Here is a 26,904-nt window from a genome sequence, read left to right as displayed (position 1 = left end):
GGGACACCCCGGTGGACGGAGGCCTAAGCCTTGCCGTCCATCTCCGCCAGCTCCATGCGCCAGTGGCCGCGGTGCTCGTAGGCCTGCGCCAGCTGATCATTCAGCGCGGCGAGAATCTTCACGTTCCCGTCCTGCTCGTAGCCCTTGAGGGACTCCGCGCAGGCGGGCACGCGTGAGAGGAACGTCTTCAGCGCGTCCAGGCTCAACTCCTTCACATACATCCCGTACCCCAGCCGCTCCAGATAGAGGGCATTGAGCACCTGTTCGAACTGGCCACCCACGGGGATGCTGAGCAGCGGTTTGTGCAGGTACACGGCCTCGCTCATCAGCGTATAGCCGCCGCCCGCCACCACCGCGCGCGCGGTGCGCAGGTCGTCGATGAAGCCCGCCTCGCTGAAGGGCCGGTAGGTGAGGTTGCCCTCCACCACGTCCTCCTTGAGGTCGCGGCGCAGGCCATACACGCGGCACGGCACGCCGGACTGCTTGAGGATTTCGGGCAGCTGCGTGTTCGTCGTCGACGTCTGGTACACGAGCAGGTGCTCCCCGGCCTCCGGCTTCGCCGCCAGGATTTCGGGCCGGAGGATGGACGGAGCCAGCGTGGTGCGGCGCTTGCGCACCGGCGGGTAGAAGAACGTCGTGGCCAGGTAGTGGAAGGCCCCGGGCAGCTTCGCCTTCACGATGGCGCGCGTGGCCTCGAAGCTCTCCTCGTGGCCCGCGAGCAGCGCCGGGTCGTGCTGGCAGCGGTTGATGATCTGCATGTTGTCCACGCTGATGACGGGCAACCGGTGGTTCTTCGCGAACAGGTAGCTGAACGTCTCGAAGTCGCTCACCACCACGTCCGGCTTGAAGCCCTCCACCAGGTCGAAGTACTGGCGCACGTTCTGCGGCCAGCCCGTCACGGCGCCCTTCAGGTTCTGCAGCACCGTCTGCCACTTCTTCACCGAGTTGCCTTCGTAGGCGATGGTCAGGCCCCAGATGCCGTGCACGTTCTGGAAGCGCTGGGCCAGGTAGTTCTGCGCCCGCCCGGACACCACGATGTGGACCTCGTGCTCCTTCGTCAGCGCCTCCAGCAACACGCGCGAGCGCGTGGCGTGGCCCATCCCTTCGCCGACGACCCCATACAGGATTCGCATGGTCCGGAAGCATACGCCCGGGACACCCTCCCCTGTCCCTTCCGGCCCGGGACGGTGCTACGCCTCCCGGTCCATGACCTCCCTGCCCTCGCCCCGGGGTGCCTCCGTCCTGCGCGCAGCGGCGTTCGGGGGCATCGTCGGCCTCATGCTGGGCGGCGTGGGGCTGCTCGGGCTGGGCGTGAGGGCCGTCTTCGCCCCCGCCGACTGCGCCCACCTGTCCCCGCAGGAGTGCCAGCTCCTCCACGAGACCGACCGGGACCTGGGCCGCGTGCAGACACTCTCCGGCGGAGCGCTCGTCGCCCTGGGCGCCGCCCTCTTCGCGCTCACCCGCCCGCGTCCGCCCGAGGACGGCCATGACTCCAGCGTTTGAGAGCCCGAGATTTCGCCGCGCCGCGCAAGCAGCCAGGCACATTGTGCCTGTAGGTCATTTTCGCGCGCGGGGTAGGTCAACTAATTACCACTGGCCCGGCCATTAGGTTTGAGGGTAGGAGACGGCCCATGCAGCTCGAATCGTTGAAGATGTTCTGTGACGTGGTCGAGACAGGTTCGTTCTCGCGCGCGGCGCAGCTCAATCACGTGACCCAGTCGGCGGTGAGCCAGCAGATTCGCGCGCTGGAGAACCGCTACGAGCAGAAGCTGCTCTCTCGCAGCGCGCGGCAGGTGACGCCCACGCCCGCGGGTGAGCGCCTGTTCCGGGGCTGCAAGGAAATCCTGGCGCGCTTCGCGGAGGTGGAGCAGGAGATCCGCGAGCAGGCCACGGAGGTCCAGGGCGCGACCACCGTGTCCACCATCTACTCGGTGGGTCTGCACGAGCTGAACGTGGTGCAGAAGCAGCTCCTGAAGACGCACCCCAAGGTCAACATGCGCCTGAACTACCGGCGCAATGATCAGGTCTACGACGACGTGATTCTGGGCGCCGCGGAGATTGGCATCGTGGCCTATCCGCAGCCGCGCGCGGGCGTGGACATCCTGCCGTTCCGCGACGACAAGCTGGCGGTGGTCTGCGCGCCCAACCACCCGTTCGCCAGCAAGACGAAGGTGAGCGTCACCGCGCTGTCAGGCGTGCCTTTCATCGCCTTCGACCGGGAAGCCCCCACGCGCAAGGCATTGGACCGCCTGTTCCGCGAGAAGAACATCGACATCAATCCGGTGATGGAGATGGACAACGTGGAGACCATCAAGCGCGCGGTGGAGATGGGCCTGGGCGTGGCCATCCTCCCGCTCGCCACGGCCCACGCCGAAATCAAGAACAGCTCGCTGGTGGCGAAGCCCTTCGCGGAGGGGCCGGTGTCGCGCCCCATTGGCCTGCTCATCCGCAAGGGCAAGTACCTGGACCGCGCGTCCGCGGCGGTGCTGGAAGCCTTCAAGCAGGCCTCCCTGCTTCCGCAGGACGACTGAAGCCTCAGTAGAGCTTGCGCAGCCGGGCCGCGAAGAAGCCGTCGTAGCCTTCCGGCCCGGGCAGCGTGCGCAGCCAGGCCTGGGCGAGCGGCAGCTTGAGTCCGGGAAGCACGGGCGGCTCGGCCGTCCACTCCGGGTGGCTGCGCAGGAACATGTCCACCTGGTCCTGCCCCTCCTGCGGCTCCGGCGTGCAGACGGCATAGACGAGCAGGCCGCCCGCCGGCACCGCTTCCTGGCAGTTCTCCAGGATGCGCCGCTGGAGCGTCGCCAGCCGGGCCACGTCCTCCTCCTTGCGGCGATAGCGCAACTCCGGGTGCCGGCGCAGCGTGCCCAGCCCGGAGCACGGCGCGTCCACCACCAGCGCGTGGAACTCGCCCCAGCTTTCGGGGAACGGCTCGGACGCGTCGTGCGCGTAGGCCTTCAGGCGCCCGGACAGCCCCAGGCGGTGGGCCTCCGATTCAATCTTCCGCAGCTTGTTGGCGTGCAGGTCCACCGCGACGACGTCGTGCGTCTCCGCCTGGTGGCAGGCCTTGCCGCCCGGCGCCGCGCACGCGTCCAGCACCCGTGCGGTCTCCGGGATGGCGCCGTAGACGCCCACCAACTGCGCGGCCTCGTCCTGCACCTGCCACAGCCCTTCCGAGTAGCCGTACACGTCCTCCACGCGGCCCACGGGCGGCAGGATGATGCCCACGGGCGAGGCCTCCGTGGCGCGCGCCTCCACGCCCACGTCCTTCAGCTGCGCGAGCAGCGCGTCGCGCGTCACCTTGGAGGTGTTGGCGCGGATGACGACGGCGGGCGGCAGGTTGTTGGCGACGAGCATCGCCTCCGCGCGCTCGCGGCCGAACTGGCGGATCCACCGCTCCACCAGCCAGCGCGGGTGGCTCTCGCGCACGGACAGGTACTCCACCGGGTCCTTCTGCGAAGGCAGCGGCGGCGAGGGCAGCTCTGACAGCTTGCGCAGGATGGCGTTGGTGAAGCCCGCCGCGCGCCCGAGCCCCACGTCCTTGAGGGCCTGGACCGTCTCCGCCACGGCGGCGCGCGCGGGCACGCGGGTGTGGAAGAGCTGGTAGGCGCCCACGCGCAGGGCGGCCAGGACCTTGTCCTCCAGCGCGTCCAGCTTGCGGTCCGCGAAGCGGGTGATGGCGTAGTCCAGCGCGAGCTGCCGCCGGGTCGTGCCGTAGGTCAATTCGGTGACGAGCGCCGCGTCGCGGGGGTCCTTCGGAGGCGTCTCCGACAGGACCGTGTCCAGCACCACGTTGAGGTAGGCATCCGTCGCGCGCACGCGCGCGAGGATGTTGATGGCGAGGATACGGGCGCTCATCCTTCTTCCAGCCGGGTCATCAGGTCCACCAGTTGCTCGTCCGACATCCGCGTCGCGGGCAGATGGGACAAAGTGAGGCTCTGGAGGCTGTCCTCCAGCAGCTCGCGGTGGCCGCTCTCCGCCGGTTCACCACGCTGGACCTGCTGATACTTCGCGCGGGCCCAGGTGGCCAGCTCCGCTTCACTGAGCCGTCCGGCCAGCCGGTCCGCGATCTTCTGGCGCACGAGCGCCCGGGTGAGCAGGTCCGACGCGGGCGTGGATCCGCCCTTCGCCGCGCGGCCCAGCGTCTTTCCCGGCTTGCCGTCCGTCTGCACGACCGTGGGCACGGACTTGCGGCCCAGCGTCTTCAACGGGCCCCCGGCCTCCGCCGTGCGCCGCAGCGACCGCGCGGGCGTGGTGACCAATGGCGTGGGCTCCGGCGCGTCGTCCTTCTTGAGCGGGTGCACGCGGCCCACCAGCTTGGGCCTCGGACGCGAGTCTTCGTCCTCGGGCCCGGCGGACTTCTTGCGGCGGCCCAGCGACTTCACCGGCCCGGGGATGGCGGGGTGGAAGATGCCGCTCGCGAAGGTCTCCAGGGCCTGGATGTACGGGTCGAAGCCGTGCAGCCCCAGCACCTGCATGGCGCACGCCTCCGCCACCACGGACTCGCGGGCGGGCGGCTTGAGCAGCACCTCGATGGTGGGCAGCCCCACCGCCTCCAGCGCCTCCTTCAGCGCGTAGGACGTGAAGTAGCCCGCCGGGTTGATGAGGATGCCCTCCACGTTCTTGCGCTCGGCGTGGATCGTGTCGATGAGGACGCCCTCGTGATTGGACTGGACGAGGGTCAGCGTCAGTCCCAGCTCCTTCGCCTTCGCGCGCAGGGCCGCGTCGAGGTCCGTCAGGCGGCCCCCCACGACGTCCTCACGCTCGCCCAGGAGGTTGAGGTTCGGTCCGTGCAACACCAGCAGCTTCATGCCCATCCGTGCGACTCCATGACGCGAGAATTCCACATGGCGCTCGGCGGCGCGCTCAAGACGTGAACGGCTGACTGCCCGGCTGCAATCTGTTTCCAGAGAGGAAGTCCGCCGCGCGCATCACCCGCTTGCCCTCTGGCTGGACCTCCAGGAGGACGAGCGAGCCCTCGCCACAAGCGACCTCGATGCCCTCTGGCCCCGCGGACAGAACGGTGCCGGGTGCACCCTTCCCTTCCGCGGGCCGCATCCGGTGCACCTTGAAGACCTTGCCACCCAGCAGCGTGTATGCACCGGGCCACGGCGTGAAGGCGCGCAGGCGGCGGTCCAGCTCCACCGCGGACTTCGCGAAGTCCAGCTTGCCGTTCTCCTTGTCGATGATGGGCGCCAGCACCATGCCCTCGGAGGGCTGGGGCTGGGGCGTCAGCTCGCCGCGGAGGTAGCGCGGCAGGGACTCGCGCAGGATGTCGCCGCCCAGCGAGGACAGCTTCGCGTGCAGCGTGGCGCTCGTCTCGTCCGGCGCGATGGGCAGCCGCTTCATCGCCAGCACGGGTCCCGTGTCCAGGCCCTCATCCATCACCATCAGCGACACGCCCGTCTCACTGTCGCCGTGCTCGATGGCCCACTGGATGGGCGCGGCGCCCCGGAAGCGAGGCAGCAGCGAGGCATGCACGTTCACGCAGCCTTTCACCGGAAGCGCCAGCAGGTCCTTGGGGAGAATCTTTCCGTACGCCGTCACCACGCAGACGTCGGGGGCGTACTGGCGCAGCTCCTCGGAGAACGGCGGCGTGCGCAGCTTCTGCGGCTGGAGCACGGGGATGCCCTTCTCCAGCGCGCGCTCCTTCACGGGCGGCGCGGTGACGGCGTTGCCCCGGCCCTTGGGCTTGTCCGGCTGGGTGACGACGGCCACGACGTCGCCCACGTCGAAGCAGGCCTCCAGCGAGGCCACGGCGAACTCGGGCGTGCCCATGAAGACGATGCGGGGTCGGCTGCTCATGTGAGGGAAATCTCGTGTGGAAAAAGGGATGGGGTCAGGCCACGGACTTGAAGGCGGCGGGCGGCGCGGAGGTGTCCACCGCCTGGCGCTTGCGTGCGCGCAGCGCTTCCAGCGTGGACAGGGCCTCGCGCGTCTCCGGAGTGGTGGCCACGTCCTTGAGCGCGTCCAGCGCCTTCTCCAGAGCCATCGCTTCGTCCGCCTCGCGCTGCCGGATGCGGTCCACCGCTTCGCTGAAGCGCGCGAAGAAGGCGCGCAGCTCGTCCTTGCGCCGCAGCGGGCGCAGGCGCGGATAGCGGCCCGCCGCGAGCGCCGCGACGTAGAGGCTCATCACGTGGACGGGGCCCGCCACACGGTGCGTGAAGAGGAGCCCGAACAACCCGAGCGCGATGCCCAGACCCACGGTGGCCACGCCGGTGAGCCACCAGAGCGTCTCCACGCTGGACAGGCCCTCTTCGGCGGACATGCGGTGCACCTGCTGCGCTAGCACGCCGAACAGCAACATGCTCCCGGCGCCCATGCCGGTGAGCAGCAAGATGTATTTGAGCTGGAATTCTCGGTCGAGCAGGTACGTCCGGCGGATGATGGTCGGACGCGACGCGTTACGACTGTCTTCGGCATGGGGCATGTCGTTGACCAGCGTACCCCAGGAGGTGGGGGAGGTTTGCGTCCTTCGTCAGGACAGGTCTACACCCGACGGAAGCCCAGACGTTCGGACGTAAAGGAGCCCCATGTCCCGCTCACTCGTCGCCCTGTCCCTGGCCGTGTCCTGCCTTGCCCTGGGGGGTTGCAAGAAGGAAGACCCCAAGACGCCGGAGTACTGGCAGTCCAGTCTGGAGGGGGCCAAACGCCCCGACGACAAGGTGCGAGTGATTGAGTCGCTGCGCACGTCGGGCAACGTCAATGAACAGTTCCTGCCCTTCCTGCACGGGCGGCTGTCCTCGGAGCGCCGGCCGGAGGTGAAGGCGGCGGTGGCCCGGACGCTGGGGGATTTGCACCACCCGACGTCGCTGGAGCCGCTGACGGCGGCGCTGGACCCCGGGGCTTCGGATGTGCCGGCGCAACAGGTGAACAAGGCGGTGGTGGGCGCGCTGGGGCGGATTGGGGATGAGCGCGCGGTGCCGTCGCTGGTGCCGCTCTTGCGCAGCAAGGACAACTACACGCGCATCGAGGCCATCCAGGTGCTGGGCGCGCTGAAGGCGAAGCCGGCGGTGGAGCCGCTCATCCAGCTGGCGACGGACGAGTCCGCGGAGCCGTTCCTCAACAAGAAGGCCATCGAGGCGCTGGGGCAGATTGGGGATCCGCGCGCGGTGCCGGCGCTGATGCGCACGTTGACGAAGGAGCGCCGGGGCATGTCGTTCTACGTGGAGAGCAGCTTCGCGCTGTTCCAGCTGGGCGCGCCCGCGGCGGACGCGCTGCTACCGGTGCTGGAGGGCAAGGACGCGGAGCTGCTCACGTGGGCGAAGGCGCAGGGGGTGAACCCCGCCAGCTACCCGATGAAGGCCGCGCAGGTGCTGGGCGACCTCCGGGAGAAGCGCGCGGTGCCCACGCTGTTGAAGCAGCTGTCGTTCACGCACTCGGATCCCCAGATTCAAGCGCTGGTGCGGATGCAGGCGGCGGACGCGCTCGGGAGGATGCGTGCGCAGGAGGCGGTGAAGCCGCTCGCGGGGCTCGTGGGTGAGCCGGACCCGACGGTGCGGGATGCGTACGTGCGGGCGCTGGCGCTGCTGGGCAGCCGGGACGCGCTCCCCGCGCTGGAGAAGGCGGCGGGCACCGGGGACTGGTACTCGCGGGAGATCGCCATGAAGGGCATCGCGCTCCTGGGGGATGCGCGGGAGCAGCCGATGCTCGCGAAGCTGGCGGCGGCGGAGCCCGCGCGCACTGCGGCGGACTGCCAGGAGACGGGCGAGGACGGATGCCAGGATGCCGCGGCGCTGGGCAAGAAGCGCGCGGATCAGGTGCAGGGATATGGGGCGGTGCTGGAGGCGGCGCAGACGTGCAGCGGCAACGCGGGCTGCTGGTCGCAGCGGCTGCCCAAGGCGGACGCGGTGCTGTTGCAGCGCGCGGCGCTGGAGGTGGGGCGCTCCGGGGCGGCGGACCAGGGTCCGACGCTGGCGTCCCGGCTCACCGAGCGCGACACCGAGGCGCGCGCCACGGTCATCCAGGCGGTGGACTGGCTGGCGGACGCGCCCGGCGCGGCGAAGAAGCTGCGTGAGGCGTCCCTGCCCGCGCTGAAGAAGCAGCTGGAGGACGAGAAGGGCAACTCCAACTTCGTGCGCGTGAACGAGGACCTGCGCCGACTGATGGTCAAGCTGGAGCGGGCGTAGCGCGCATCCTGGAAGTGCGCGGAGGGCACGCGCATGTGCCCCCGCGCAAGCCGCGTCCGGGGCGGATGCGCGAGTCCCTGCCGCCGCGCATGCCACGGGTCACGCGAGGACAGGCGTGGCGCCATCCTCCGAAGCACGCAGCGCGGCGACAAGTGCGCCACCACGTGGCGAAACACGCGCTGGCGGTGGCCTCCGCTGCATGCCACGGGTCACGCGGGGACGGGAGTAGCGCCATCCTCCGAAGCACGCAGCGCGGGCGGCATTCGCTCCACCGCATGATGGAGCACACCCAGCTGACGCACCAGCCGCGACAGCTGCGTGCGCGCCAGCGCGTCCGCGCCCTCCAGGCCCGGAGTCTCGCGCTTGAGCGCTGACGGCACGCGGCGCGCCACCAACGCCGCGGACAGCTCCTCCAGCGCGTCCGACGCGTAGCGCACCACCGGCCCCAGGTCCGACTCCTGATGCCACGCGCGGCTCGCCGCCAACGCCGTCACGGCCGCGGTGAAGCGGCGCGCATAGGTGATCAACGCCATCCCCGGCTCCAGCTCCTTCGCCGGTCCCTTCCACTCACTCAGCAAGCGCTGGAACGACGCCTCCGCGGACAACAGCGCCACGCCCACCTTGCGGCGGGCCTCCCGCAGCGCCACCTCCGTGGACACCGGCGTCCGCGCCACCTCGCGCAGGTAGTGCTGGTCCGCCTTCAGCACGCCGGCCACCGCCTCGGCGAAGCGCGCGTGCTCGGGACTCGGCCACAGCAGCCGGATGCCCACCAGCGCCAGCACGCCTCCCATCAGCGTGTTGAGGATGCGCACCCCCGCAAGCCCCCAGTCTCCCGTCTGGAGCTCCGCGAGCAGCACCATCGCTGGCGCCAGCAGCACCTGGTACACCGTGAAGTTCAGCGGCCGCACGCTCACCGACACGCAGACCAGCAGCACGATGGCCGCGAGCATCAGCCACTGCGCGGGCAGCACGTGCACCAGCCCCATGGCCAACACGCTGCCCAAGAACGTGCCCGCCACACGCTGAAGCCCCTTCTCCGTGGTGAGCCCCGAGTACGGCTGCAACACGACAATCACCGTGATGGTCACCCAGTACCAGTGATTGAGCCCCAGCCCCTCCGCCAGCGCCGTCGCCACCGTCGCGGTGAGCCCCAGCCGCAACGCGTGCCGGAAGACCACCGACTCCGGCGTCAGATGGTCGCGCAGCACCTTCCACCACGAACGCCTGCGCCCCGGCTCCAGCCCCAGCGGCTTCGTGTCCCGCTCCGGCAGCGGCTCGCCGCTCTCCAGCCGGGACGCCACATCCAGCGCCACCGCGCTGTACTCCCGCAGCCGCCCCAGCAGCCCCGCCACGTGCGAGTACTGCGAGCGCGCCGGCTCCGGCAGTCCCCCGTCCGCCTGGAGCACCCGCGTCACCCGCTCCGCGTCCCACGACGACGGCACCGGCACCGTGCCCCGCACCAGCGAGCCCACCACGCCCCGCAGGTCCACCGCCAACGCGCCCAGCGCGTGCTGCGCCTCGATACGGGCCGTGCGGCACGCCCCCTGGCGTGGCGCTTCGTCCAGCGCCTCCGACATCGCCGTGAGCAGGAGCGACAGCGCGTCCGCGTCCTCCAGCAACACCAGCAGGTGCTCGCCCCGGCCGCTCTCCTCCTGCCGTCCCTGGCGCGTGGCCCCCAATGTCGCGCGCGCCGTCTCCAGCGACTGCCGCATGCGCGCGGCCCGCTGCACCGCCTCCCACGTCCCCACCCGCGAGGGCCCCTCCATGGGCCAGCCCGCGACCGCGTCCGCGAGGTCCGCCAGTTCGTCGTAGCAGGCCGCGATGGCGAGCCGCGCGGGGCGGTAGGGCCTGAGCGGCCACAACACCAGCGCCAGGAACATGGACCACAGGCCGCCCGCGACGAAGTACGCCGCCTGCGACAGCACGGCTTCCGGCCCACGCTGCGGCAGGGCCAGCGACACCACGAACAGGTTCGCCAGCAGCATGCCCACGATGCCCGGCGTGTCCCCGAAGCTGCGCGCGAAGCCGCACGCCGTCACCCAGAAGAACGTCAACGCCACGTCCACCCAGAAGGGACTCGGCAGCGCGATGATGAACCCCACCAACGCGCCCAGCACCGTCATCGCGCCCATGGCCCGAGCGCGCGTGCGGTACGGCCCGCCCTTGTCCACCAGCGCGACGAAGAGCCCGGCCATGCCCGCCCAGGACACCGCGGGCTGCGACAGGAGCGCGGAGATGAGCAGCGGAACCCCCAGCGCCAGCCCCGTGCGCAGCCCCGCCGACACCGCGGGCCGGCCCGGCTGGAAGCGGAAGAGGCCCGCGACGTGACGGGGCAGCTGTCCACGGGCCGCACGCCCCCGGGGCGCCACCCAGCCGTCCGCCACCGTCTCGCCTCCGTCCCCACGCATCCCCGCTCCTTCCCCGGGTGAACGTCCCCTGGAGGAAGAAGATGGGGTGCGCGAGCGCCGGATTCCGCCCCTGCCCGCTCGCAGGCACGGCGAACGGACACAAGGCGGCCAGGCGGTCAGCTGCGCTGCGCGTAGTACTCGACGATGAACGGCTCGTTCACGTCCACGGGGATCTCCTCACGCTCGGGCAGCCGCACGTAGCGCATGCCCTCCCCTGCCCCCAGGACCTGCACGTACGCGGGCACCTGGCGGGACTTCATCCGTCCGAAGGCGTCCTGCACCGCCGCGAGCTTCAGGTGCTCCGGATGGAAGCGCACCTCGTTGCCCGGCTTGAGCCGGATGCTCGGGATGTCCGCGCGCTTGCCGTTCACCTGGAAGTAGCCGTGGCGCACGAACTGCCGCGCCTGCCGGATGCTCGTGGCCAGCCCCGCGCGCAGCACCAGCGCGTCCAGCCGGCTCTCCAACAGCTGCATCAGCACCTTGCCCGTGTTGCCCGGGGACCGGCGCGCCTCCAGGAACGCGATGCGGCACTGCTTCTCCCGCCGGGGAGCGGCCGGTCAAGCTTCCAGACACGGGGGGTGGGTGGACGGCCGTGCGCAGGCAGGGTGAAAATGAACGGAAATACAACCCCGCGCACCTGCCTACCTACCGGTCGGAATGTGCTTCCGGGGTGAATGTAGGACGAAAACTTCACCTGTGAATTCATGAGCTTGGACCCACTCATGATCGTGTAAGCAACAACCCACACGCAACAATGGGACGGCTGACACGAGAATCAATTTGTCCGCTTCACCTTCCCCCGAAAGCCCGCCCCCCATGGCCCTGCGCACCGACCTGTCGAAGCCCGTTGTTGCCACCCAGAACCGCACCGACACGAAGCCGGTGAACACCGTGAAGCCCCAGGGCCCGGTGGGCATGAGCTCGCAGTCCAGCTTCAGCACGGGCGCGCCCTCCAAGGCGAAGGCCACGGTGGCGCTGAACGGCGTGGGCCAGAAGCTGACGCCGGGCCCGGTGGACCTCACCAGCCCCCAGGCGCAGCAGGCCGTGCAGCAGACGGTGTCGTACGTGAACCAGAAGAACCCGCAGCTGACGGGCATCACGGGCGGCACGTCGTTCTCGCCGCGCACGGTGGAGCGCGACCAACTGGGCATGACGCACGTGCGCATGGACCGCATGCACGAGGGCCTGAAGGTCGCCGGTGAGCAGATCATCGGCCACCTGGACGCGAAGGGTCAGTTCGACAGCCTGACGGGCGACGTGACCAACATCCCGGCGGGCATTGGCAAGGCGCCCACGAAGCTGACCGCGAAGGACGCGCTGGCCGTGGCGCAGAAGGACTTCAACGGCGAGACGTCCAAGGCGCCCACCGCGGAGAAGGTCATCGTCAAGGGCAAGGACGGCCAGTACCACGCCGCCTACCACGTGACGCTCACCGACACGAAGGTGTCCGACGGCAAGGACCCGCGCTCGATGAACTACTTCATCGACGCGAACACCGGCGAGTCCCTCAAGCAGTACAACACGCTGAGCCACCTGGACCGCACGACCAACGCCAAGCGCGCTGGCGGCACCTCGGGCACGCCCGCGCAGACGCCCACCACCCCGACGACGCCCACGACTCCGGGCAGCGCGGGCCGCGTGGCGGACGACCAGACGATGTACAGCGGCAAGGTCGACATCCAGACCACGAAGAACAAGGACGGCACGTTCTCCCTGGACGACAAGACGCGCGGCAAGGGCATCGTGACGTACGACGCGAAGAACCGCGAGGAAGCGTCCGGCACCACGGGCTTCACCGACAACAACGACGTCTGGGGCGAGAAGACCGACCCGTCGCGCGCCGCCACCGCGGTGGACGCGCACTACGGCGCGGAGATGACCTACGACTTCTACAAGGAGATCCTCGGCCGCGACTCCATCGACGGCAAGGGTGAGAAGCTCGTCTCCTACGTCCACACCGACGTGAACCTGGTGAACGCGTTCTGGGACGGCGAGAAGATGCAGTACGGCGACGGCGACGGGAAGGACTCCGGCCCGCTCACCACGCTGGACATCGCCGGCCACGAAATCACCCACGGCCTCACGGAGCGCACCGCGGGCCTGGAGTACGAGGGTGAGTCCGGCGGCCTCAACGAGTCCTTCAGCGACATCATGGGCACCGGCGTGGAGTGGTTCGCCAGCCAGAAAAACAGCGCGGTGAAGTTCGACTGGGCGGTGGGCGAGGACGCGTGGACGCCCAAGAACGGCGACAACACGGACGCCCTCCGCTACATGAACGACCCGACGGCGGACGGCTACTCCATCGACAACTACAAGAACTTCCCGAAGATGACGGAGGTCCACGGCTCCAGCGGCATCGCGAACAACGCCTTCTTCCTCCTCACCGAGGGCGGCAAGAACAAGACGTCCGGCATCGAGGTGAAGGACGGCATCGGCATGGAGAAGAGCCTCAAGGTCTTCGGCCGCGCGCTCACCACGTACATGACGCCGCAGACGAACTTCTCCCAGGCCCGCGCCGCGACCATCAAGGCCGCCACGGACCTGTACGGCAAGGACTCCACCGAGGCGAAGAAGGTCGCCGAGGCCTGGACCGCCGTCGGCGTGACCAAGTAGTCCGCTGAGCTTTCAGGCCCGGCCGGGAGCCCTGCGCTCCCGTCCGGGCCTTTTTCATTTCACTGCTTCGCCATGGCGGCCTTCTGTTCGCCCGCGGTATCCCGGACGTGCTCCCCGGAGACGTCCACCGTCACCTCGTGGAGCGTGCCGGTGAACTCGAAGGGCGCGGTGTAGCGCTGGCTGACGGGCGAGTTCTCGTCCCGGCCGCAGGTGAGCCCCTCTCCCAGGCTGATGGCCACCGGCATGGTCGCGTCGATGGTGCTCTGCGCCACCAGGTCGCCGTTGATGTAGAGCCGGCCGCGTCCGGGAGTGCCCCGCCCCACCTTCAGGTCTGGCTTGCCGGTGGGCTCGAACTCGAACCGCAGCTGCGAGCGTCCCTCCGGCACGTCCACCGCCGACTCGATGTGGAACTCCTGCTCGCCGAGGTAGTTGTAGGCGTAGTGCAGCTTGTGGTCCTGGATGAAGAGTGAGTAGCCGCCGGTGAGGCCGCCGTGGCTGAGCAGCACGCCCTCCGTGTCCCGCGTCACCTCCGCGTCGGCGGTGATGGTGTGGGGCCGGTTGAGCACGTGCACCGCCGCGTTCTCCGGCGCGGGCGACGTGTGCGGCCGGTACACGTAGCGCGTGCGGTCCTTCGTGAGCTGCGGGCGCTCCATGGCGAACACGGCGCGGGTGGGCGACGCGAGCGGCAGCACCTGGTAGCGCCCGGCTTCGGCGTACCAGAGGGCGATCATCTCGATGAGCTTGCCCCGGTGCGCCTCCGCCACGTTCTTCGTCTCGGAGCAGTCTTCCGCCACGTGGTACAGCTCCCAGCCGTGCGTATCCAGCTCGCGCAGCCGGTCCTCGTCGAGCAGTGACTCACCGAAGCCCTCTCCGGCCTCCTTGAAGGACGGGCCGGGGAACGGGCACACCGCGCGCCAGCCGTCGTGGTAGATGGCGCGCGAGCTGAACATCTCGAAGTACTGCGTGCGGTGTCGGCCAGGCGCGTTCCCGTCGTTGAACGTGTGCTTGAAGCTGACGCCTTCGATGGGTGACTGGGTGACGCCGCGGATCTCCGCCAGCGGCTCCAGGCCCAGGCAGTCCAGCACCGTGGGCACCATGTCGATGGCGTGCGCGTACTGCGTGCGAACCTCGCCCTTCGCCTGGATGCCCTGGGGCCAGTGGACGAGGAACGGGTCGGTGGTGCCGCCGCGGTACGTCTCCCGCTTCCAGCGGCGGAACGGCGTGTCCCCCGCCCAGGCCCAGCCCCACGGGTAGTGGTTGAAGTGCTTCGGGCCGCCCAGCTCCTCCAGTGCCGCCAGGTTCTGCTCCAGGGACTCCGGCGCGTTGTTGAAGAACTTCAGCTCGTTCACGGAGCCGTGCGGCCCGCCCTCCGCGCTGGCCCCGTTGTCGGACAGCACCATGATGAGCGTGTTGTCCAACTCGCCGGTGTCCTCCAGGAACTTCAGCAGCCGGCCGATGTGGTGGTCCGTGTGCTCCAGGAAGCCCGCGAAGACCTCCATCATGCGTGAGTAGAGGTGCTTCTCCTCCGGCGGCAGCGAGCCCCAGTCCTGCACGTCCGGGTCATGCCGGGACAGCTGCGTGCCCCGGGGAACCACGCCCAGCTCCAGCTGCTTCTGGAACACCTTCTGGCGGTAGGCGTCCCAGCCGTCGTCGAACTGGCCCGCGTAGGCGTCCGCCCACTCGCGGGGGACGTGGTGGGGCGCGTGCATGGCGCCGGTGGCGAAGTAGAGGAAGAAGGGCTTGTCGGGCGCGACCTGCTTGGTGTCCGCGATGCAGTCCATGGCGCGGTCCACCAGGTCCGGGGTGAGGTGGTAGCCCTCTTCCGGAGTGCCGGGCGGGCGGATGGCGTGGTTGTCGTGGACGAGGTCCGGGTAGTACTGGTGCGTGTCCCCGCCCAGGAAGCCGTAGAAGCGCTCGAAGCCGCGGCCCAACGGCCAGCGCGAGTACGGCCCGGCGGCGCTCGTCTGCTCCGCGGGGGTCAGGTGCCATTTGCCAATGGCATACGTGTTGTAGCCGGCCTCCATCAGCATCTCGGAGAGGAAGCCATTCTCGAAGGGGATGGTGCCGTTGTAGCCGGGGTAGCCCAGCGACGTTTCGGTGATGGTGCCCATCCCGTTGGAGTGGTGGTTGCGGCCGGTGAGGATGCACGAGCGCGTGGGCGAGCACAGCGCGGTGGTGTGCATGTTGTTGTAGAGCAGCCCGCCTTGCGCCAGCCGGTCCAGGTTCGGCGTGCGGATGGGCGAGCCGTAGCAGCCCAGGTGCCCGAAGCCCATGTCATCCAGGATGATGAACAGGACGTTGGGCGCGCCGGGCTTCGAGCGCAGGGGAGACGGCCACGCGGGAGACGACTGCTCCCAGGTGCGGCCGATGACGCCGGGAAACGGACTGCCGGGTTTGTATTCCTTGAGGGACATGTGCGGGCGCGCCTCCACGCGGCGAGAAACGTTCTCGTGCGTGAGGTGCATCGCCCCCGGAGGCAGCGAATCTGCCCTCAGGACGGAGGCGGCCGGACCCAGGCCCTGGCCGCCTCCTGCTTCACACCCCGCTCACGTCACGGGGAACGGGTTGCGTTCGTGGAACTGGCGCTGGTGGAAGTACGGGTACGGCCAGGGCGTGGTGCTGGCGGCGTCCAGCGTGGCCACCTGCGCGGGCGTGAGGTTCCAGCCGATGGCGCCCAGGTTCTGGCGCAGCTGCTCCTCCGTGCGCGCGCCGATGATGACGTTGGACACGGTGGGCCGCTGGAGCAGCCAGTTGAGCGCCACCTGCGGCACCGTCTTGCCCGTCTCCTGGGCCACGGCGTCGAGCGCGTCCACGACCTTGAAGAGGTACTCCTCCGGCACCTGCGGGCCGCCGGCCGCGGTGGCGGGGTTGTTGAGGCGGCTGGTCTCCGGCTTCGGCGCGCCCCGGCGCAGCTTGCCGGTGAGCCGGCCCCAGCCCAGCGGGCTCCACACCACCGCGCCCACCTTCTGGTCCTGCGCGAGCGGCATCAGCTCCCACTCGTAGTCGCGGCCCACGAGCGAGTAGTAGGCCTGGTGGGCCACGTAGCGCGCCAGGTTGTAGCGCTCCGACACGGCCAGCGACTTCATCAGGTGCCAGCCGGAGAAGTTGGAGCAGCCGAGGTAGCGGATCTTCCCCGCGCGCACGAAGCCGTCCAGCGTGTTGAGGACCTCCTCCACGGGCGTCACCGCGTCGAAGGCGTGGAGCTGGAACAGGTCGATGTAGTCCGTCTTCAGCCGGCGCAGCGAGGCCTCCACTGCGCGCGTGAGGTGGAAGCGCGAGGAGCCCACGTCGTTGGGCCCCGTGCCCGCGCGGAAGGTGGCCTTGGTGGAGATGATGGCCTTGTCGCGCCGGCCCTCCAGCGCCTTGCCGAGAATCTCCTCCGCGAGCCCGGCGGAGTAGCCATCAGCGGAGTCGAACATGTTCACGCCCGCGTCGAGCGCGATGTCCACGAGCCGCGTGGCCTCCTTCACGTCGCTGGAGCCGAAGCCCTTGAAGAAATCACCAGCGCCACCGAACGTGCCCGTGCCCAGACTGAGGACGGGGACCTTGAAACCAGAACCACCCAGCTGCCGGTACTCCATGACGTTCACCTCGTGACGAAGCGGGAGGAAAGGCGGCCCACGTAACGGGCCGTGGCGCGGCGCGCAACCGTCGTTTCGCGACGCGCGTGATGCTTGAAGCGGAGCGTGGGGGCGCCCATCATGCGCGCGCCTTCCCGGGTGGGGAGGAAGGGGTCCAGGTCTCACGTGAGCACGTCCGCGCCACCCGCATCCGGCCGTCCGCCCATCCTGCGGGCATTGGGCTATCTGCGCCGCTATCGCCTGGAGGCGCTGGGCGCGCTGCTGTCGCTGCTGCTCGTCTCCGTGGCGAACCTGGGCGCGCCGCAGATGATCCGCATCGCCATCGACCACGGGCTCGCGCGCGGGGAGATACGGCCCGTGTGGTTGGCGGTGGGCGGGCTGGTCGCCATCGCGCTGGGGCGCGGCCTGTTCAACTTCCTGCAGGGCTACCTGGCGGAGCGCGCGTCACAGGGCGTGGCGTTTGATTTGCGCGACGCGCTCTTCGCGCGCATCCAGCGGCTGTCCTTCAGCTACTACGACCAGGCGCAGACGGGGCAGCTGCTCACGCGGCTGACGAGCGACGTGGAGGCGGTGCGCACCTTCGTGGGCAGCGGCGTGGTGCAGTTCGCCGCGGCGGCGGCGATGCTGGTGGGCTGCGCGGGGCTGCTGCTGTACCTGGATCCGGTGCTGGCGCTGGCGGCGCTGAGCACCGTGCCGCCCATCCTGTGGGTGCTGCGCCGGTTCATGCAGCGGATGCGTCCGCTGTTCGGCCAACTGCAGGCGCTGCTGGGCTCGCTCAACACCACGCTGCAGGAGGACCTGCGCGGGCTGCGCGTGGTGCGCGCCTTCTCCGGCGAGGCGAGGGAGCTGGAGCGCTACGGGAAGACCAACGCGGAGCTGAAGGAGAAGAACCTGCGGGTGGTGGACGCGCTGGCCGGCAACTTCCCCCTGGTCACCTTCATCGCCAGCATGGGAACGCTGATGGTGGTGGGCGTGGGAGGCTGGCGCATCCTCCATCAGAAGCTGACGCTGGGAGAGCTGGTGGCCTTCATCAGCTACCTGACCTTCCTGTTGATGCCCCTGATGACGCTGGGCTTCTTCGCGGCCAGCATGTCGCGAGCGAGCGCGTCCGCGCAGCGCCTCTTCGAGCTGCTCGACACGGCGGTGGAGGTGGCGGACCGTCCGGGCGCGGTGCCACTGCCTCCATTGCAGGGCCGCATCGAGCTGCGCGACGTGCGCTTCCGCTACGCGGGCAGCGACCGCGAAATCCTGCGCGGCGTGAGCGTGACGTTGGAGCCCGGGCAGCTGGTGGCGGTGCTGGGCACCACCGGCTCCGGAAAGAGCACGCTCATCAACCTGCTGCCGCGCTTCTACGACGTCACCGGGGGCGCGGTGTTGCTGGACGGACATGACGTGCGGGACGTGACGCTCGCGAGCCTGCGCTCGCAGATGGGCGTGGTGCTCCAGGACGCGCTGCTGTTCTCCGGAACGGTGCGGGAGAACATCGCCTACGGGCGTCCGGAAGCGACGCAGGCCCAGGTGGAGGCCGCGGCGGAGGCGGCCCAGGCGGCGGAGTTCATCCGCGAGCTGCCCCAGGGCTACGACACGCTGGTGGGCGAGCGCGGCGTGGGGCTCTCCGGTGGGCAGCGGCAGCGGCTGGCCATCGCGCGGGCGCTGCTCACGGATCCGCGCCTGCTCATCCTGGACGACAGCACGTCCGCGGTGGACGCGCGCACGGAGACCGCCATCCAGGGCGCGCTGGACGCGCTGATGCGGGACAAGCGCAGGACGGCCATCGTCATCGCCCAGCGCATCAGCACCGTGCGGGACGCGGACCTCATCCTGGTGCTGGATGAGGGGCGCATCGCCGCGAAGGGGCGCCACGAGGAGCTGAAGGCCTCCAGCGAGCTGTACAACGACATCCTCGGGTCGCAGCTGCAGCCGCCGCGTCAGGAGGAGGTGGCATGAGGCGGCCTGGAAGCATCGAGGCGATGGCGGAGCTGGAGATGGGCCGCGCGAAGCACCGTGGGAAGGTGCTTCGCCGGCTGCTGGGCGAGCTGCGTCCGCACGCAAGCACGCTCACCGTGGCGATGGTCTTCATCCTGGTGGGCGCGGCGTGCCAGGCGCTGGGGCCGTACCTGATGAGCCGGGCCATCGACCACGACATCGGCTCGGGGGACGGCTGGGGGTTGTTGCGGACGATGGGGGTGCTGTTCGTCGTCTACGTCGTGGGCTTGCTGACGCAGCAGGCGCAGACGCGGCGGGTGGGCCACACGGGGCAGCACGTCCTGTCGGACCTGCGCCTGCGCCTCTTCGAGCGGCTCCAGCAGCTGCCGCTGTCGTGGTTCGACCGGCGGCCGCTGGGCGACCTGATGAGCCGGCTGCTCAGCGACGTGGACACGCTCAACCAGCTCTTCGCGCAGGGGCTGACGCAGCTGTTGGGGTCGCTGCTGGGGCTGGTGGGCGTGCTCGTCGCGATGTTCGCGCTCAACTGGCGCCTGGCATTGGCGTGCTTCTCCCTCATCCCCGCCATCGTGCTCACCACGTGGTTCTTCGCGTCGCGGGCGCGCAATGCCTACCGCAAGACGCGGCAGACGGTGGGCGACGTGACGGCGAACCTCCAGGAGGAGATTGGAGGCGTGCGGCAGGCGCAGGCCTTCAACCGCACGGAGAAGAACATCGAGCGATTCCGTGACAGGAACGCGGCCAACCGCGACGCGAACGTGGCGGCGGTGGGCATCACGTCCGCGTTCTCGCCGGCCATCGACCTGCTCTCCACGCTGTCCACGGCGCTGGTGATTGGCTACGGCGGCGCGCTGGCGCTGAGCGGGCAGCTCACGGTGGGCGGCGTGGCGGCGTTCCTCATCTACGTGCAGCAGTTCTTCCGGCCGGTGCAGCTGGCCGCGTCCGTGGCCGCGCTGATGCAGTCCGCGCTGGCGGGGGCGGAGCGCATCTTCTCCATCCTCGACGAGACCACGGAGCCGCCAGACGTATCGGGCGCGGTGGAGCTGGGGCCGCTCCAGGGCCAGGTGGTGTTCGAGGGCGTGTCCTTCGGCTACGACGCCGCGCGGCCGGTGCTGCGCGACGTGTCCTTCCACCTGGAGCCCGGCCAGACGCTGGCGCTGGTGGGGCGCACGGGCGCGGGCAAGACGACGGTGGCCAGCCTGGTGCCGCGCTTCTACGACGTGACGGGGGGCACGGTGCGCGTGGACGGGCACGACGTGCGCCAGGTGACGCGCGCGAGTCTGCGCCGGCAGATGGCCATGGTGCTCCAGGAGCCGTTCCTCTTCAGCGGCAAGGTGGCGGACAACATCGCCTATGGGAAGGCGGACGCCACCCGCGAGGACGTGGAGGCGGCGGCGAAGGCGGTGCACGCGCACGACTTCATCACCCAACTGCCGCAGGGCTACGACACCGTGCTGGGCGAGGGCGGCGCGACGCTCAGTCAGGGGCAGCGGCAGTTGCTCGCGTTCGCTCGCGCGGTCATCGCCAATCCGCGGGTGCTCATCCTGGACGAGGCGACGGCGAACATCGACACGCGCACGGAAGCGCTCATCCAGCTGGCGTTGGGGCAGCTGTTGTCCGGCCGCACGAGCATCGTCATCGCGCACCGGCTCAACACCATCCGCCACGCGGACCTCATCCTGGTGCTGGAGCACGGCACCGTGGTGGAGCGCGGCAACCACGCGGAGCTGCTCGAGAAGGGCGGGCTCTACGCGGAGCTGTACCACCAGCAGTTCCGTGACACGCCGGAGCCGACGGTCAAGGCGCTGGGCTGAGCGCGCGCCGGACCGGTCCTCCAAACCCATCCGCCTCGTCGCCGCGGGGGCTCCGCCTCTGTGCCGGGCGGAAACATGCACCCACGGCGCTCGGACGTGGCTCGATGGGCCGCCTCCGGCATTTTGGTTCCCGCCGGGCCTGCATCTCGCTTGCACGGCTGACCGCCCTTCGTTACCCAGCGGCCGAGGGTGCGGCCCCGGCGGCATGCGCTTCGCGGTGGCGATCTCCAGCATTCATTGCGTTGGAGCCGGGCGCGCCCCCTCTTCACCCCTTCAGGGAGCAGGCATGGCAGGCAGTCGAGGGACAGCGTTGGTGACGGGCTCGTCCGCGGGAATTGGCGCGGTGTACGCACTGCGGCTGGCGGCGCTCGGGTATGACCTGGTCCTGGTCGCTCGGAGGGAGGAGCGGCTGAAGACGCTGGCGGCGGAGCTGACGGCGGCGCATGGCATCCGCGCGGAGGTGCTGCGGGCGGACCTCACGGTGCACGCGGACCTTCAGCGGGTGGCCGGGCGCGCGGCGGGCGAGGACCTCACCCTGCTCATCAACAACGCGGGCGTGGGTGGCTATGGCCCCTTCGCGCAGGTGGAGCCCTCGGCGCTGGAAGGACTGGCGAACCTGCACATGATGGCGCCGATGCTGGCCACGCGCGCGGCGCTGCCCGGCATGCTGGCGCGGGGCAAGGGCGCGGTCATCAACGTCGCCTCCCTGCTCGCCTTCTCCGGCGCGATGCCGCCGGGTCCCCTGCCCCACCGGGCCACCTACGCGGGCGCGAAGGCGTTCCTCGTCCACTTCACCCGCACGCTCGCGGGAGAGCTGCGCGGCACGCCCGTGGTGGCGCAGGTCGTCTGCCCGGGCATGACCTTCACGGAGTTCAACGGTGGCTATCCCGGCACCATGTCACCAGAGGACGTCGTCACCGCGTCGCTCGTCGCGCTGGAGCGCGGTGAGACGGTCTGCATCCCCGGACTGGAGGCAGCGGAGGCCCTCACTGCCCTGGAGAAGGCGGAGGCAGGACTGCTGCGTGGGGCGACCCATGCATTGGCTGGGCGGTACCGGACGGCCTGAAACGCATTTACTGCACATGCATCCATTCAGGCATTCATCTGCACGGAGGAAGCACTCATGAGCGGAACCTCGACGCGACCCGCGGAGAAGAGCGGCACCTTCAAGCTGGGCGGAGATTTGCCCGTCCACCGGCTGGGCTACGGCGCCATGCAGCTCACGGGCCCTGGCATCTGGGGCCCGCCCAAGGACCGGGCGGAGGCGGTGCGCGTGTTGCGCCGCGCGCTGGAGCTGGGCGTGGACTTCATCGACACTGCGGACTCCTACGGCCCCTACGTCAGCGAGGAGATCATCGCGGAGGCACTGCACCCCTACGCCAAGGGCGTGGTGGTGGCGACGAAGGCGGGCCTGGTGCGCACGGGGCCCAACGAGTGGCATCCGGTGGGCGCGCCGAAGTACCTGCGCCAGCAGCTGGAGATGTCGCTGCGCCGGCTGAAGCTGGAGCGCATCGACCTGTACCAGCTGCACCGCATCGACCCGAAGGTCCCGGTGGAGGAGTCGCTGGGCGAGCTGAAGGCGCTGCAGAAGGAAGGGAAGATCCGCCACATCGGCCTGTCGGAAGTGTCGGTGGAGGAGATTGAGCGGGCACGCAAGGTGGTGGACATCGTGTCGGTGCAGAACCGGTACAACCTGACCGACCGCGTGCACGAGAAGGTGTTGGACTACTGCGAGAAGGAGAACCTGGGTTTCATCCCCTGGTTCCCGCTGGCGACGGGCGGTCTGGCGAAGCCGGGGAGCACGCTCGACTCCGTGGCGAAGAAGCACAACGCGACGCCCGCGCAGATTGCCCTCTCCTGGCTGCTGGAGCGCTCGCCGGTGATGCTGCCCATCCCGGGCACGTCCTCCGTGAAGCACCTGGAGGAGAACGTCGCGGGCGCGGAGGTGAAGCTCAACAAGGACGAGCTGGCCGCAGTGGACGCGCAGGCATCCGGGCGCTGAAGCATCAGCCCTGGTTCGCTTGAAGCACCCCACCGGCCCACGGGCGGATGGGGTGCTCGCGGCACTTCACGTGGCGAGCGTCCGCCGGCCACGAATCTTCGTGAACGCGTGCGAGCTCAGATAGGCATAGCTCTGGGGTGCGCGCAGCTCCGGTGAGATATCTCCCAGCGGGAAGGGCTTCGCGAAGACGTGGACCTTTCCCACCTGGATCGCGACGCCCCCCTCGCATCGCGAGAAGTAGCGGTCGTAGTCCTCCTTCAGGATGCCCCCCACCCTCGAGTAGCGGCGCCAGAGCTGCTCGGGAGCGGCCTCGTCGATGCCCAGGATGTCGAAGAAGCCGACGACCTGCTTCACCGGGCTGGAGGAGTAGACGACGACGTGTGAGACCTCCCTGCGGAAGGCGCGCTTGCGGAACTCGACGCGCTTGAGCCCTTCCAGGATGGGCGTCGCATACCGGGGCTGGATGGGCAGCAGGACTACAGACCGAGGCGTTGGCGAAGCCACTCACGACCTCCCTGCTGCACCGTGGTGATGGACTGCGGAGGGCCGTTGAGCACTCCATGACGACAGAGGTCACCGAGAGGAATGGGCTCCTTCAGGATGGCCGCTTGTCGGAAGAGGATGGCGAGCACTTCGCCATTCGAGCACAGCACCTGCATGTCGCGAAGGGGGAACACCGTGCGTTTTCCCACCGTGGCGGCGATCTCTTCGGCATTCGCGGACACCAGCGTCTGCTCGGCGATGCCCACGACCGTCACGGCCTTCTGGGAGTGGCTCAGGTAGAACAGCAGCGACGCACCAGGCTCTATCTGCCGGATCAACGCCCGGCACAGGTACGCCTTTCGCAGGCCATTCCCAAAGGGATGGATGCCGGGCTCCAGCGACAACTGCGCGTCCGCGTCCGGGAAGAGCAGGTGATGGAACTTGGGCTCGATGGGGATGATGAAGGACGGCACATCGAACTTCATCGCGGGCGGCCCGTGGCGCACGTGAAAGTCGAGCGGCGAAAGCGCTTCGAGCGCATCTCCTGTACGCATTCGTTTCAAGAGGACGAATTCGCCAGATTCCGTACGCCCTTCCACCTGGAATCCGAAATCCTCGAACATGGCGATGAGCGCGCCCTGGCGCTCGTAGGCCGTCACGTAGACGAAGTCGTGCCCGTTCTTCGAAACGTGCTCGAAGACGCTCTTGAGCAGAAGCTCGCCCAGGCGTCGCCCCTGATGCTCGGGCGCAACCTTGAACGTGCAGAGCTTCAGCGTGCGCCCCTTGAAGGCCAGGACGCCCTCCTCATCCTTGATGAGGCACAGCGCAGCCAGATGACGCCCCTGCCCCCGCACCACCCAGCATCGTCGGTGGTCCATCTGGCATTTGCGGAACCAACCATCGAACGACGGGTAGTCCCCTCGGAGGCTGTCGAGGAAAGGATCCTCCGTGTCGACGTCATGCGCGAACGTGAACTCCACCGCTGGCGGAGGCCGGGCGAACCTGGATCGCAAGCCCTGCACCATGGCGAGGGCTTCGCCGACCGTGACAATGCGTTCCTTCAGTCCGATGCGCTTCGCCTTCCGGTGGATGCGCAGGTCTTCAGTCACCAGGACGCCCACAGCATTGGACCGAACAGCGGCCAACAGCTGGTGGTCCACCCAATCATTCGAGTGGAGTGCAGGGCTCCCCAGAACCTCGTCCCAGCTTGTGGGAACGGGAGGCGGCGCAGGAAGAGGGAGGTATTTGCCGAGCAACAACTCGCGAAGCCAGCGGCGTGCCTCGTCGCGGTCCCTCTCGACATCCACCTTGATGGCTGGATGGATGAAGAGCTGATAGCCAGCCTCTTCAATGGCGCTTACCAGCCGGGTCGCGGGCTCCATCATTGCCTCAACCTGTTCGGGCGAGGTGGGCTCCAATGGAATCAAGACATTCGTATCGATCAAGAGCTTCGTGACATCCCCCTTACTGCTGTCATGAAGCGTGAAGCCTACTCACGCGTCTGACACCCGTCACTTCCGCTTCACGTAACGCAGGAGGAGCGTCACCAGCTCCTCCTGGAGCAGCCCCTGGGACAGGGACTCGGGGCGCTCCACCACGGCGCGGTGGATGACCGCGTGGGACACCGTGTCGATGAGCCACAGGGCCAGCTCCGGGTCCGGCACGTCCGTGCGGAATTGGCTCAGGGCCTCCAGCATGGGCGCGTCCTCCGGACCCCACTTCCTGGGGGGACGTGATGGCAGCTCCTCCGTCAGCGCGTGGTGCAGCTTCGGATTCACCGCGTGCGCCGCGAAGCCCAGCGCCACCAGCGTCCGGATGAGGTCCTCCAGCGTCTTGAACTTCCGCGTCGACAGCACCTCTCGGGCGGCGGCGCGCTGCTCCTTCACGTGCCGGCGCGACACCTCCACCACCAGTGCCTCCTTGCCTGGGAAGAACTGGTACAGCGATGCCACGTTCACGCCCGCTCGCTCCGCGATGCGGTTCGTCGTCAGCTTCGCGTAGCCGTCGCGCACCAGAATGTCAGCAGTCGCCTGCACCAACGCGTCCACCGTCGCTCGCGAGCGCTCCTGCGTGGGTGTCTTCCGAGGGGAAAGCTTCGCGCGCGGCATGCCGGACTCCTGGGACGGGAACGCAAGCTGACAACATAAGCAGTCCCTTACATTCTTGTCTCCGTCGCTGCCTCCCCGCGACAGGAGACCTTTCATGTCCCATGACACTCTGCCGGTGCTCGTCATCGGCGCAGGGCCCACCGGCCTGACGCTCGCGTGTGACCTCGCTCGTCGAGGCATCCGCGTGCGAATCGTGGATGCGGCCCCGGGCCCCTTCGCCGGGTCTCGCGGCAAGGGGCTTTCGCCTCGCACGCTGGAGGTGATGGACGACCTGGGCGTGCTCGATGCCGTGCTCGCCGCGGGCATGGACTATCCCCGCCTCCGCCTCCACTGGCGCCGCTTCGTCGTGGGGCGCTGGACCATGATGGCCCGCCGCGCCGCCACCCCGGACGTGCCCCACCCCAATCCCTGGCTCGTACCCCAGGCCCGCACCGAGGGCATCCTGCGTGACCGGCTGGCATCGCTGGGAGTCCCGGTGGAGTTCGGCACCGCGCTCACCGGCTTTACCCAGGACGACACCGGCGTCACCGCCACCCTCACCCGCGACGGCGCGGAGGAGACCGTCCGCGCGGAGTACCTGGTGGGCGCGGACGGCGGACACAGCCGCGTTCGCAAGGCGCTGGGCCTGACCTTCCACGGCGTCACCCACGAGGAGGAGCGCATGGTCGTGGGCGACGTGCGCGTGGACGGATTGGACCCCTCGCACTGGCATGTGTGGCCCTTCGCCACGGGCGGCATGGTGGCGCTGTGCCCGCTGCCCGACACGGGCCGCTTCCAGCTCGCCCTCCAGGTGAAGCCCGGCGCTCCCCTGCCGGAGCTCACCGAGGCCGCGATCCACCAGCGCATCCAGGAGGCCGCCCGCCCTGGCTCCAAGCTGCGACTGCATGACGCGAGCTGGCTGTCCGTGTACCGCCCCAACGTGCGCATGGTGGACCGCTACCGTGTGGGCCGCGTGTTCATCGCGGGCGACGCCGCGCATGTGCACCCTCCCGCCGGAGGCCAGGGCCTCAACACGGGCGTGCAGGATGCCTACAACCTGGGCTGGAAGCTGGGCCACGTGCTCCAGGGCGCGGACCCGGCACTGCTCGACACCTACGAAGCGGAGCGGCTGCCCGTCGCCGCGCGGGTGCTCGGGCTGTCCTCGAAGCTGTTCGACGGCATGCGGCAGGGACGCATGAAGGCCCTGAACCGGGGCGACGAGTTGCGGCAACTGGGCCTGGGCTATCGCGGCGGACCGCTCGCGCCAGAGGTTCCCGGCGACACGGCGCGGGTGCAGGCCGGAGACCGCGCCCCGGACGCCCCCTGCGTGGATGCCCACGGAAAACCTGTCCGACTGGAGGTCTGCGCGGAATAGGGGTGAAGGCTGACTGGCTACTGAGCCTCAAGGGAGGCAGGGGCCTCCAGCACGAAGTAGACGCAAAAAAGCCGGCTGCGTGTCAGCAGCCGGCGGATGTTGTGGGCCAGGAGTTTGAGGAGGACTTCGGCGCGGACGGTGCTGGGGTGGCGGGAGCTGAGACGACGGAATCGCATGTCGTGCTGCACGGAGGCGAACACCGGCTCCACGGTGGCGATGCGCTGGTTGTAGCGGGCCGCGGCCCCCCGTTGGGACATGCGCAGGAGCATGGCCTGGCGAAAGCGTTCGTACTCCCAGCGCACGGTGAGTTTGCGGCGCAGGCCCTTTGTGCACCGCGGACGCAAGGAGCAGTCCGCGCATCCGACGCCGAAGTAGGCTTCGCACGCGCCAGAGGTATCGCGCACGGGCCCCCGCATGGTGCGCCCTGCCGGGCACACCACGGCTCGCGTCGAGGGCTGAAACTCGAAGGCCTCG

21 protein-coding genes and 1 pseudogene are annotated in these 26,904 nt (G+C 69.3%); 9 read left to right on the top strand and 13 right to left on the bottom strand.

The window, feature by feature from the left end; all coding sequences use genetic code 11:
• Positions 1-23: 23 nt before the first annotated feature.
• The gene (locus D7Y15_RS24020) at positions 24-1,133 is read right to left on the bottom strand and encodes an MJ1255/VC2487 family glycosyltransferase (RefSeq protein ID WP_120577757.1); all 1,110 of its coding nucleotides are present in this window, start codon (positions 1,131-1,133) and stop codon (positions 24-26) included.
• A 73-nt stretch (positions 1,134-1,206) separates the two neighbouring features.
• On the opposite strand from D7Y15_RS24020, the gene D7Y15_RS24015 reads away from it, so the two are divergent.
• Positions 1,207-1,503 carry a hypothetical protein gene (locus D7Y15_RS24015; RefSeq protein ID WP_121754057.1) on the top strand — a complete coding sequence of 99 codons (297 nt, stop codon included), beginning with the start codon at positions 1,207-1,209 and terminating at the stop codon, positions 1,501-1,503.
• Between the two features lie 128 nt (positions 1,504-1,631).
• Positions 1,632-2,531 carry a LysR family transcriptional regulator gene (locus tag D7Y15_RS24010; RefSeq protein WP_120577755.1) on the top strand — a complete coding sequence of 300 codons (900 nt, stop codon included), beginning with the start codon at positions 1,632-1,634 and terminating at the stop codon, positions 2,529-2,531.
• A 4-nt stretch (positions 2,532-2,535) separates the two neighbouring features.
• On the opposite strand, the gene rsmB is transcribed toward D7Y15_RS24010, so the two are convergent.
• The 4 genes from rsmB to D7Y15_RS23990 are packed head-to-tail and all read right to left on the bottom strand — an operon-like array spanning position 2,536 to position 6,424.
• Complete coding sequence (rsmB, locus tag D7Y15_RS24005; protein WP_120577754.1) at positions 2,536-3,852, bottom strand: 16S rRNA (cytosine(967)-C(5))-methyltransferase RsmB; 1,317 nt, start codon at positions 3,850-3,852, stop codon at positions 2,536-2,538.
• Positions 3,849-4,811 (bottom strand): type II 3-dehydroquinate dehydratase, encoded by a 963-nt coding sequence (locus D7Y15_RS24000; RefSeq protein ID WP_172813225.1) that lies wholly within the window; start codon positions 4,809-4,811, stop codon positions 3,849-3,851. The genes rsmB and D7Y15_RS24000 overlap by 4 nt, the downstream gene beginning before the upstream one ends.
• Positions 4,812-4,860: 49 nt before the next feature.
• On the bottom strand, positions 4,861-5,799 hold the full coding sequence (fmt, locus tag D7Y15_RS23995; protein ID WP_120577753.1) for a methionyl-tRNA formyltransferase: 939 nt from the start codon (positions 5,797-5,799) through the stop codon (positions 4,861-4,863).
• Positions 5,800-5,833: 34 nt separating this feature from the next.
• Positions 5,834-6,424 carry a signal protein gene (locus D7Y15_RS23990; protein WP_120577752.1) on the bottom strand — a complete coding sequence of 197 codons (591 nt, stop codon included), beginning with the start codon at positions 6,422-6,424 and terminating at the stop codon, positions 5,834-5,836.
• Positions 6,425-6,527: 103 nt separating this feature from the next.
• On the opposite strand from D7Y15_RS23990, the gene D7Y15_RS23985 reads away from it, so the two are divergent.
• Positions 6,528-8,123 (top strand): HEAT repeat domain-containing protein, encoded by a 1,596-nt coding sequence (locus D7Y15_RS23985; protein WP_121754056.1) that lies wholly within the window; start codon positions 6,528-6,530, stop codon positions 8,121-8,123.
• Between the two features lie 209 nt (positions 8,124-8,332).
• On the opposite strand, the gene D7Y15_RS23980 is transcribed toward D7Y15_RS23985, so the two are convergent.
• On the bottom strand, positions 8,333-10,531 hold the full coding sequence (locus tag D7Y15_RS23980) for an FUSC family protein (RefSeq protein ID WP_121754055.1): 2,199 nt from the start codon (positions 10,529-10,531) through the stop codon (positions 8,333-8,335).
• A 116-nt stretch (positions 10,532-10,647) separates the two neighbouring features.
• Positions 10,648-11,070, bottom strand: a pseudogene (gene rpsD, locus D7Y15_RS23975) (30S ribosomal protein S4); the annotation flags it as partial.
• Positions 11,071-11,347: 277 nt separating this feature from the next.
• Between rpsD and D7Y15_RS23970 the strand changes: the two are divergent.
• A complete protein-coding gene (locus D7Y15_RS23970) occupies positions 11,348-13,144 on the top strand; it encodes a M4 family metallopeptidase (protein WP_120577748.1) in 1,797 nt (598 codons plus the stop codon).
• 59 nt (positions 13,145-13,203) lie between these two features.
• Here the strand turns inward: D7Y15_RS23970 and D7Y15_RS23965 are convergent, their stop codons facing one another.
• Together D7Y15_RS23965 and D7Y15_RS23960 are read right to left on the bottom strand one after the other, a co-directional pair.
• Positions 13,204-15,558, bottom strand: a complete 2,355-nt coding sequence (locus D7Y15_RS23965; RefSeq protein WP_121754063.1) for an arylsulfatase — start codon at positions 15,556-15,558, stop codon at positions 13,204-13,206.
• 132 nt (positions 15,559-15,690) lie between these two features.
• Positions 15,691-16,725 (bottom strand): aldo/keto reductase, encoded by a 1,035-nt coding sequence (locus D7Y15_RS23960; RefSeq protein WP_120577747.1) that lies wholly within the window; start codon positions 16,723-16,725, stop codon positions 15,691-15,693.
• Between the two features lie 165 nt (positions 16,726-16,890).
• Between D7Y15_RS23960 and D7Y15_RS23955 the strand changes: the two genes are divergently transcribed.
• The 4 genes from D7Y15_RS23955 (at position 16,891) to D7Y15_RS23940 (ending at position 22,485) form a co-directional block, all read left to right on the top strand.
• Entirely contained in the window at positions 16,891-18,672 is a 1,782-nt protein-coding gene (locus D7Y15_RS23955) for an ABC transporter ATP-binding protein (protein WP_121754054.1), read from the top strand.
• A complete protein-coding gene (locus D7Y15_RS23950) occupies positions 18,669-20,483 on the top strand; it encodes an ABC transporter ATP-binding protein (protein WP_121754053.1) in 1,815 nt (604 codons plus the stop codon). Before D7Y15_RS23955 ends, D7Y15_RS23950 begins: the two co-directional genes overlap by 4 nt.
• Before the next feature lie 286 nt (positions 20,484-20,769).
• The gene (locus D7Y15_RS23945) at positions 20,770-21,549 is read left to right on the top strand and encodes an SDR family oxidoreductase (RefSeq protein WP_121754052.1); all 780 of its coding nucleotides are present in this window, start codon (positions 20,770-20,772) and stop codon (positions 21,547-21,549) included.
• Between the two features lie 57 nt (positions 21,550-21,606).
• A complete protein-coding gene (locus D7Y15_RS23940; protein WP_121754051.1) occupies positions 21,607-22,485 on the top strand; it encodes an aldo/keto reductase in 879 nt (292 codons plus the stop codon).
• A gap of 66 nt (positions 22,486-22,551) precedes the next feature.
• On the opposite strand, the gene D7Y15_RS23935 is transcribed toward D7Y15_RS23940, so the two are convergent.
• The 3 genes from D7Y15_RS23935 to D7Y15_RS23925 all read right to left on the bottom strand — a co-directional run bounded on the left by D7Y15_RS23935 (position 22,552) and on the right by D7Y15_RS23925 (position 25,076).
• Positions 22,552-22,989 carry a hypothetical protein gene (locus D7Y15_RS23935; RefSeq protein ID WP_120577742.1) on the bottom strand — a complete coding sequence of 146 codons (438 nt, stop codon included), beginning with the start codon at positions 22,987-22,989 and terminating at the stop codon, positions 22,552-22,554.
• Positions 22,962-24,413, bottom strand: a complete 1,452-nt coding sequence (locus D7Y15_RS23930) for a GNAT family N-acetyltransferase (protein ID WP_148712855.1) — start codon at positions 24,411-24,413, stop codon at positions 22,962-22,964. The genes D7Y15_RS23935 and D7Y15_RS23930 overlap by 28 nt, the downstream gene beginning before the upstream one ends.
• 66 nt (positions 24,414-24,479) lie before the next feature.
• Positions 24,480-25,076 carry a TetR/AcrR family transcriptional regulator gene (locus D7Y15_RS23925; protein ID WP_158624435.1) on the bottom strand — a complete coding sequence of 199 codons (597 nt, stop codon included), beginning with the start codon at positions 25,074-25,076 and terminating at the stop codon, positions 24,480-24,482.
• Positions 25,077-25,170: 94 nt separating this feature from the next.
• Between D7Y15_RS23925 and D7Y15_RS23920 the strand changes: the two genes are divergently transcribed.
• A complete protein-coding gene (locus tag D7Y15_RS23920; RefSeq protein ID WP_304988686.1) occupies positions 25,171-26,430 on the top strand; it encodes an FAD-dependent monooxygenase in 1,260 nt (419 codons plus the stop codon).
• Between the two features lie 17 nt (positions 26,431-26,447).
• On the opposite strand, the gene D7Y15_RS23915 is transcribed toward D7Y15_RS23920, so the two are convergent.
• The coding region (locus D7Y15_RS23915) for a transposase (protein ID WP_233605068.1) at positions 26,448-26,904 on the bottom strand (457 nt) is incomplete at its 5' end.

The organism is Corallococcus sp. AB030, assembly GCF_003668965.1.
GTDB lineage: Bacteria > Myxococcota > Myxococcia > Myxococcales > Myxococcaceae > Corallococcus > Corallococcus exiguus.
This window is presented reverse-complemented; position numbering and strand designations above follow the sequence as displayed.

Bases quoted from the DNA above. Each gene is read 5' to 3' on its own strand.
- D7Y15_RS24020 (WP_120577757.1), bottom strand. From the start codon at position 1,133: ATGCGAATCCTGTATGGGGTCGTCGGCGAAGGGATGGGCCACGCCACG.
- D7Y15_RS24015 (WP_121754057.1), top strand. From the start codon at position 1,207: ATGACCTCCCTGCCCTCGCCCCGGGGTGCCTCCGTCCTGCGCGCAGCG.
- D7Y15_RS24010 (WP_120577755.1), top strand. From the start codon at position 1,632: ATGCAGCTCGAATCGTTGAAGATGTTCTGTGACGTGGTCGAGACAGGT.
- rsmB (WP_120577754.1), bottom strand. From the start codon at position 3,852: ATGAGCGCCCGTATCCTCGCCATCAACATCCTCGCGCGCGTGCGCGCG.
- D7Y15_RS24000 (WP_172813225.1), bottom strand. From the start codon at position 4,811: ATGGGCATGAAGCTGCTGGTGTTGCACGGACCGAACCTCAACCTCCTG.
- fmt (WP_120577753.1), bottom strand. From the start codon at position 5,799: ATGAGCAGCCGACCCCGCATCGTCTTCATGGGCACGCCCGAGTTCGCC.
- D7Y15_RS23990 (WP_120577752.1), bottom strand. From the start codon at position 6,424: ATGCCCCATGCCGAAGACAGTCGTAACGCGTCGCGTCCGACCATCATC.
- D7Y15_RS23985 (WP_121754056.1), top strand. From the start codon at position 6,528: ATGTCCCGCTCACTCGTCGCCCTGTCCCTGGCCGTGTCCTGCCTTGCC.
- D7Y15_RS23980 (WP_121754055.1), bottom strand. From the start codon at position 10,531: ATGCGTGGGGACGGAGGCGAGACGGTGGCGGACGGCTGGGTGGCGCCC.
- D7Y15_RS23970 (WP_120577748.1), top strand. From the start codon at position 11,348: ATGGCCCTGCGCACCGACCTGTCGAAGCCCGTTGTTGCCACCCAGAAC.
- D7Y15_RS23965 (WP_121754063.1), bottom strand. From the start codon at position 15,558: ATGTCCCTCAAGGAATACAAACCCGGCAGTCCGTTTCCCGGCGTCATC.
- D7Y15_RS23960 (WP_120577747.1), bottom strand. From the start codon at position 16,725: ATGGAGTACCGGCAGCTGGGTGGTTCTGGTTTCAAGGTCCCCGTCCTC.
- D7Y15_RS23950 (WP_121754053.1), top strand. From the start codon at position 18,669: ATGAGGCGGCCTGGAAGCATCGAGGCGATGGCGGAGCTGGAGATGGGC.
- D7Y15_RS23945 (WP_121754052.1), top strand. From the start codon at position 20,770: ATGGCAGGCAGTCGAGGGACAGCGTTGGTGACGGGCTCGTCCGCGGGA.
- D7Y15_RS23940 (WP_121754051.1), top strand. From the start codon at position 21,607: ATGAGCGGAACCTCGACGCGACCCGCGGAGAAGAGCGGCACCTTCAAG.
- D7Y15_RS23925 (WP_158624435.1), bottom strand. From the start codon at position 25,076: ATGCCGCGCGCGAAGCTTTCCCCTCGGAAGACACCCACGCAGGAGCGC.
- D7Y15_RS23920 (WP_304988686.1), top strand. From the start codon at position 25,171: ATGTCCCATGACACTCTGCCGGTGCTCGTCATCGGCGCAGGGCCCACC.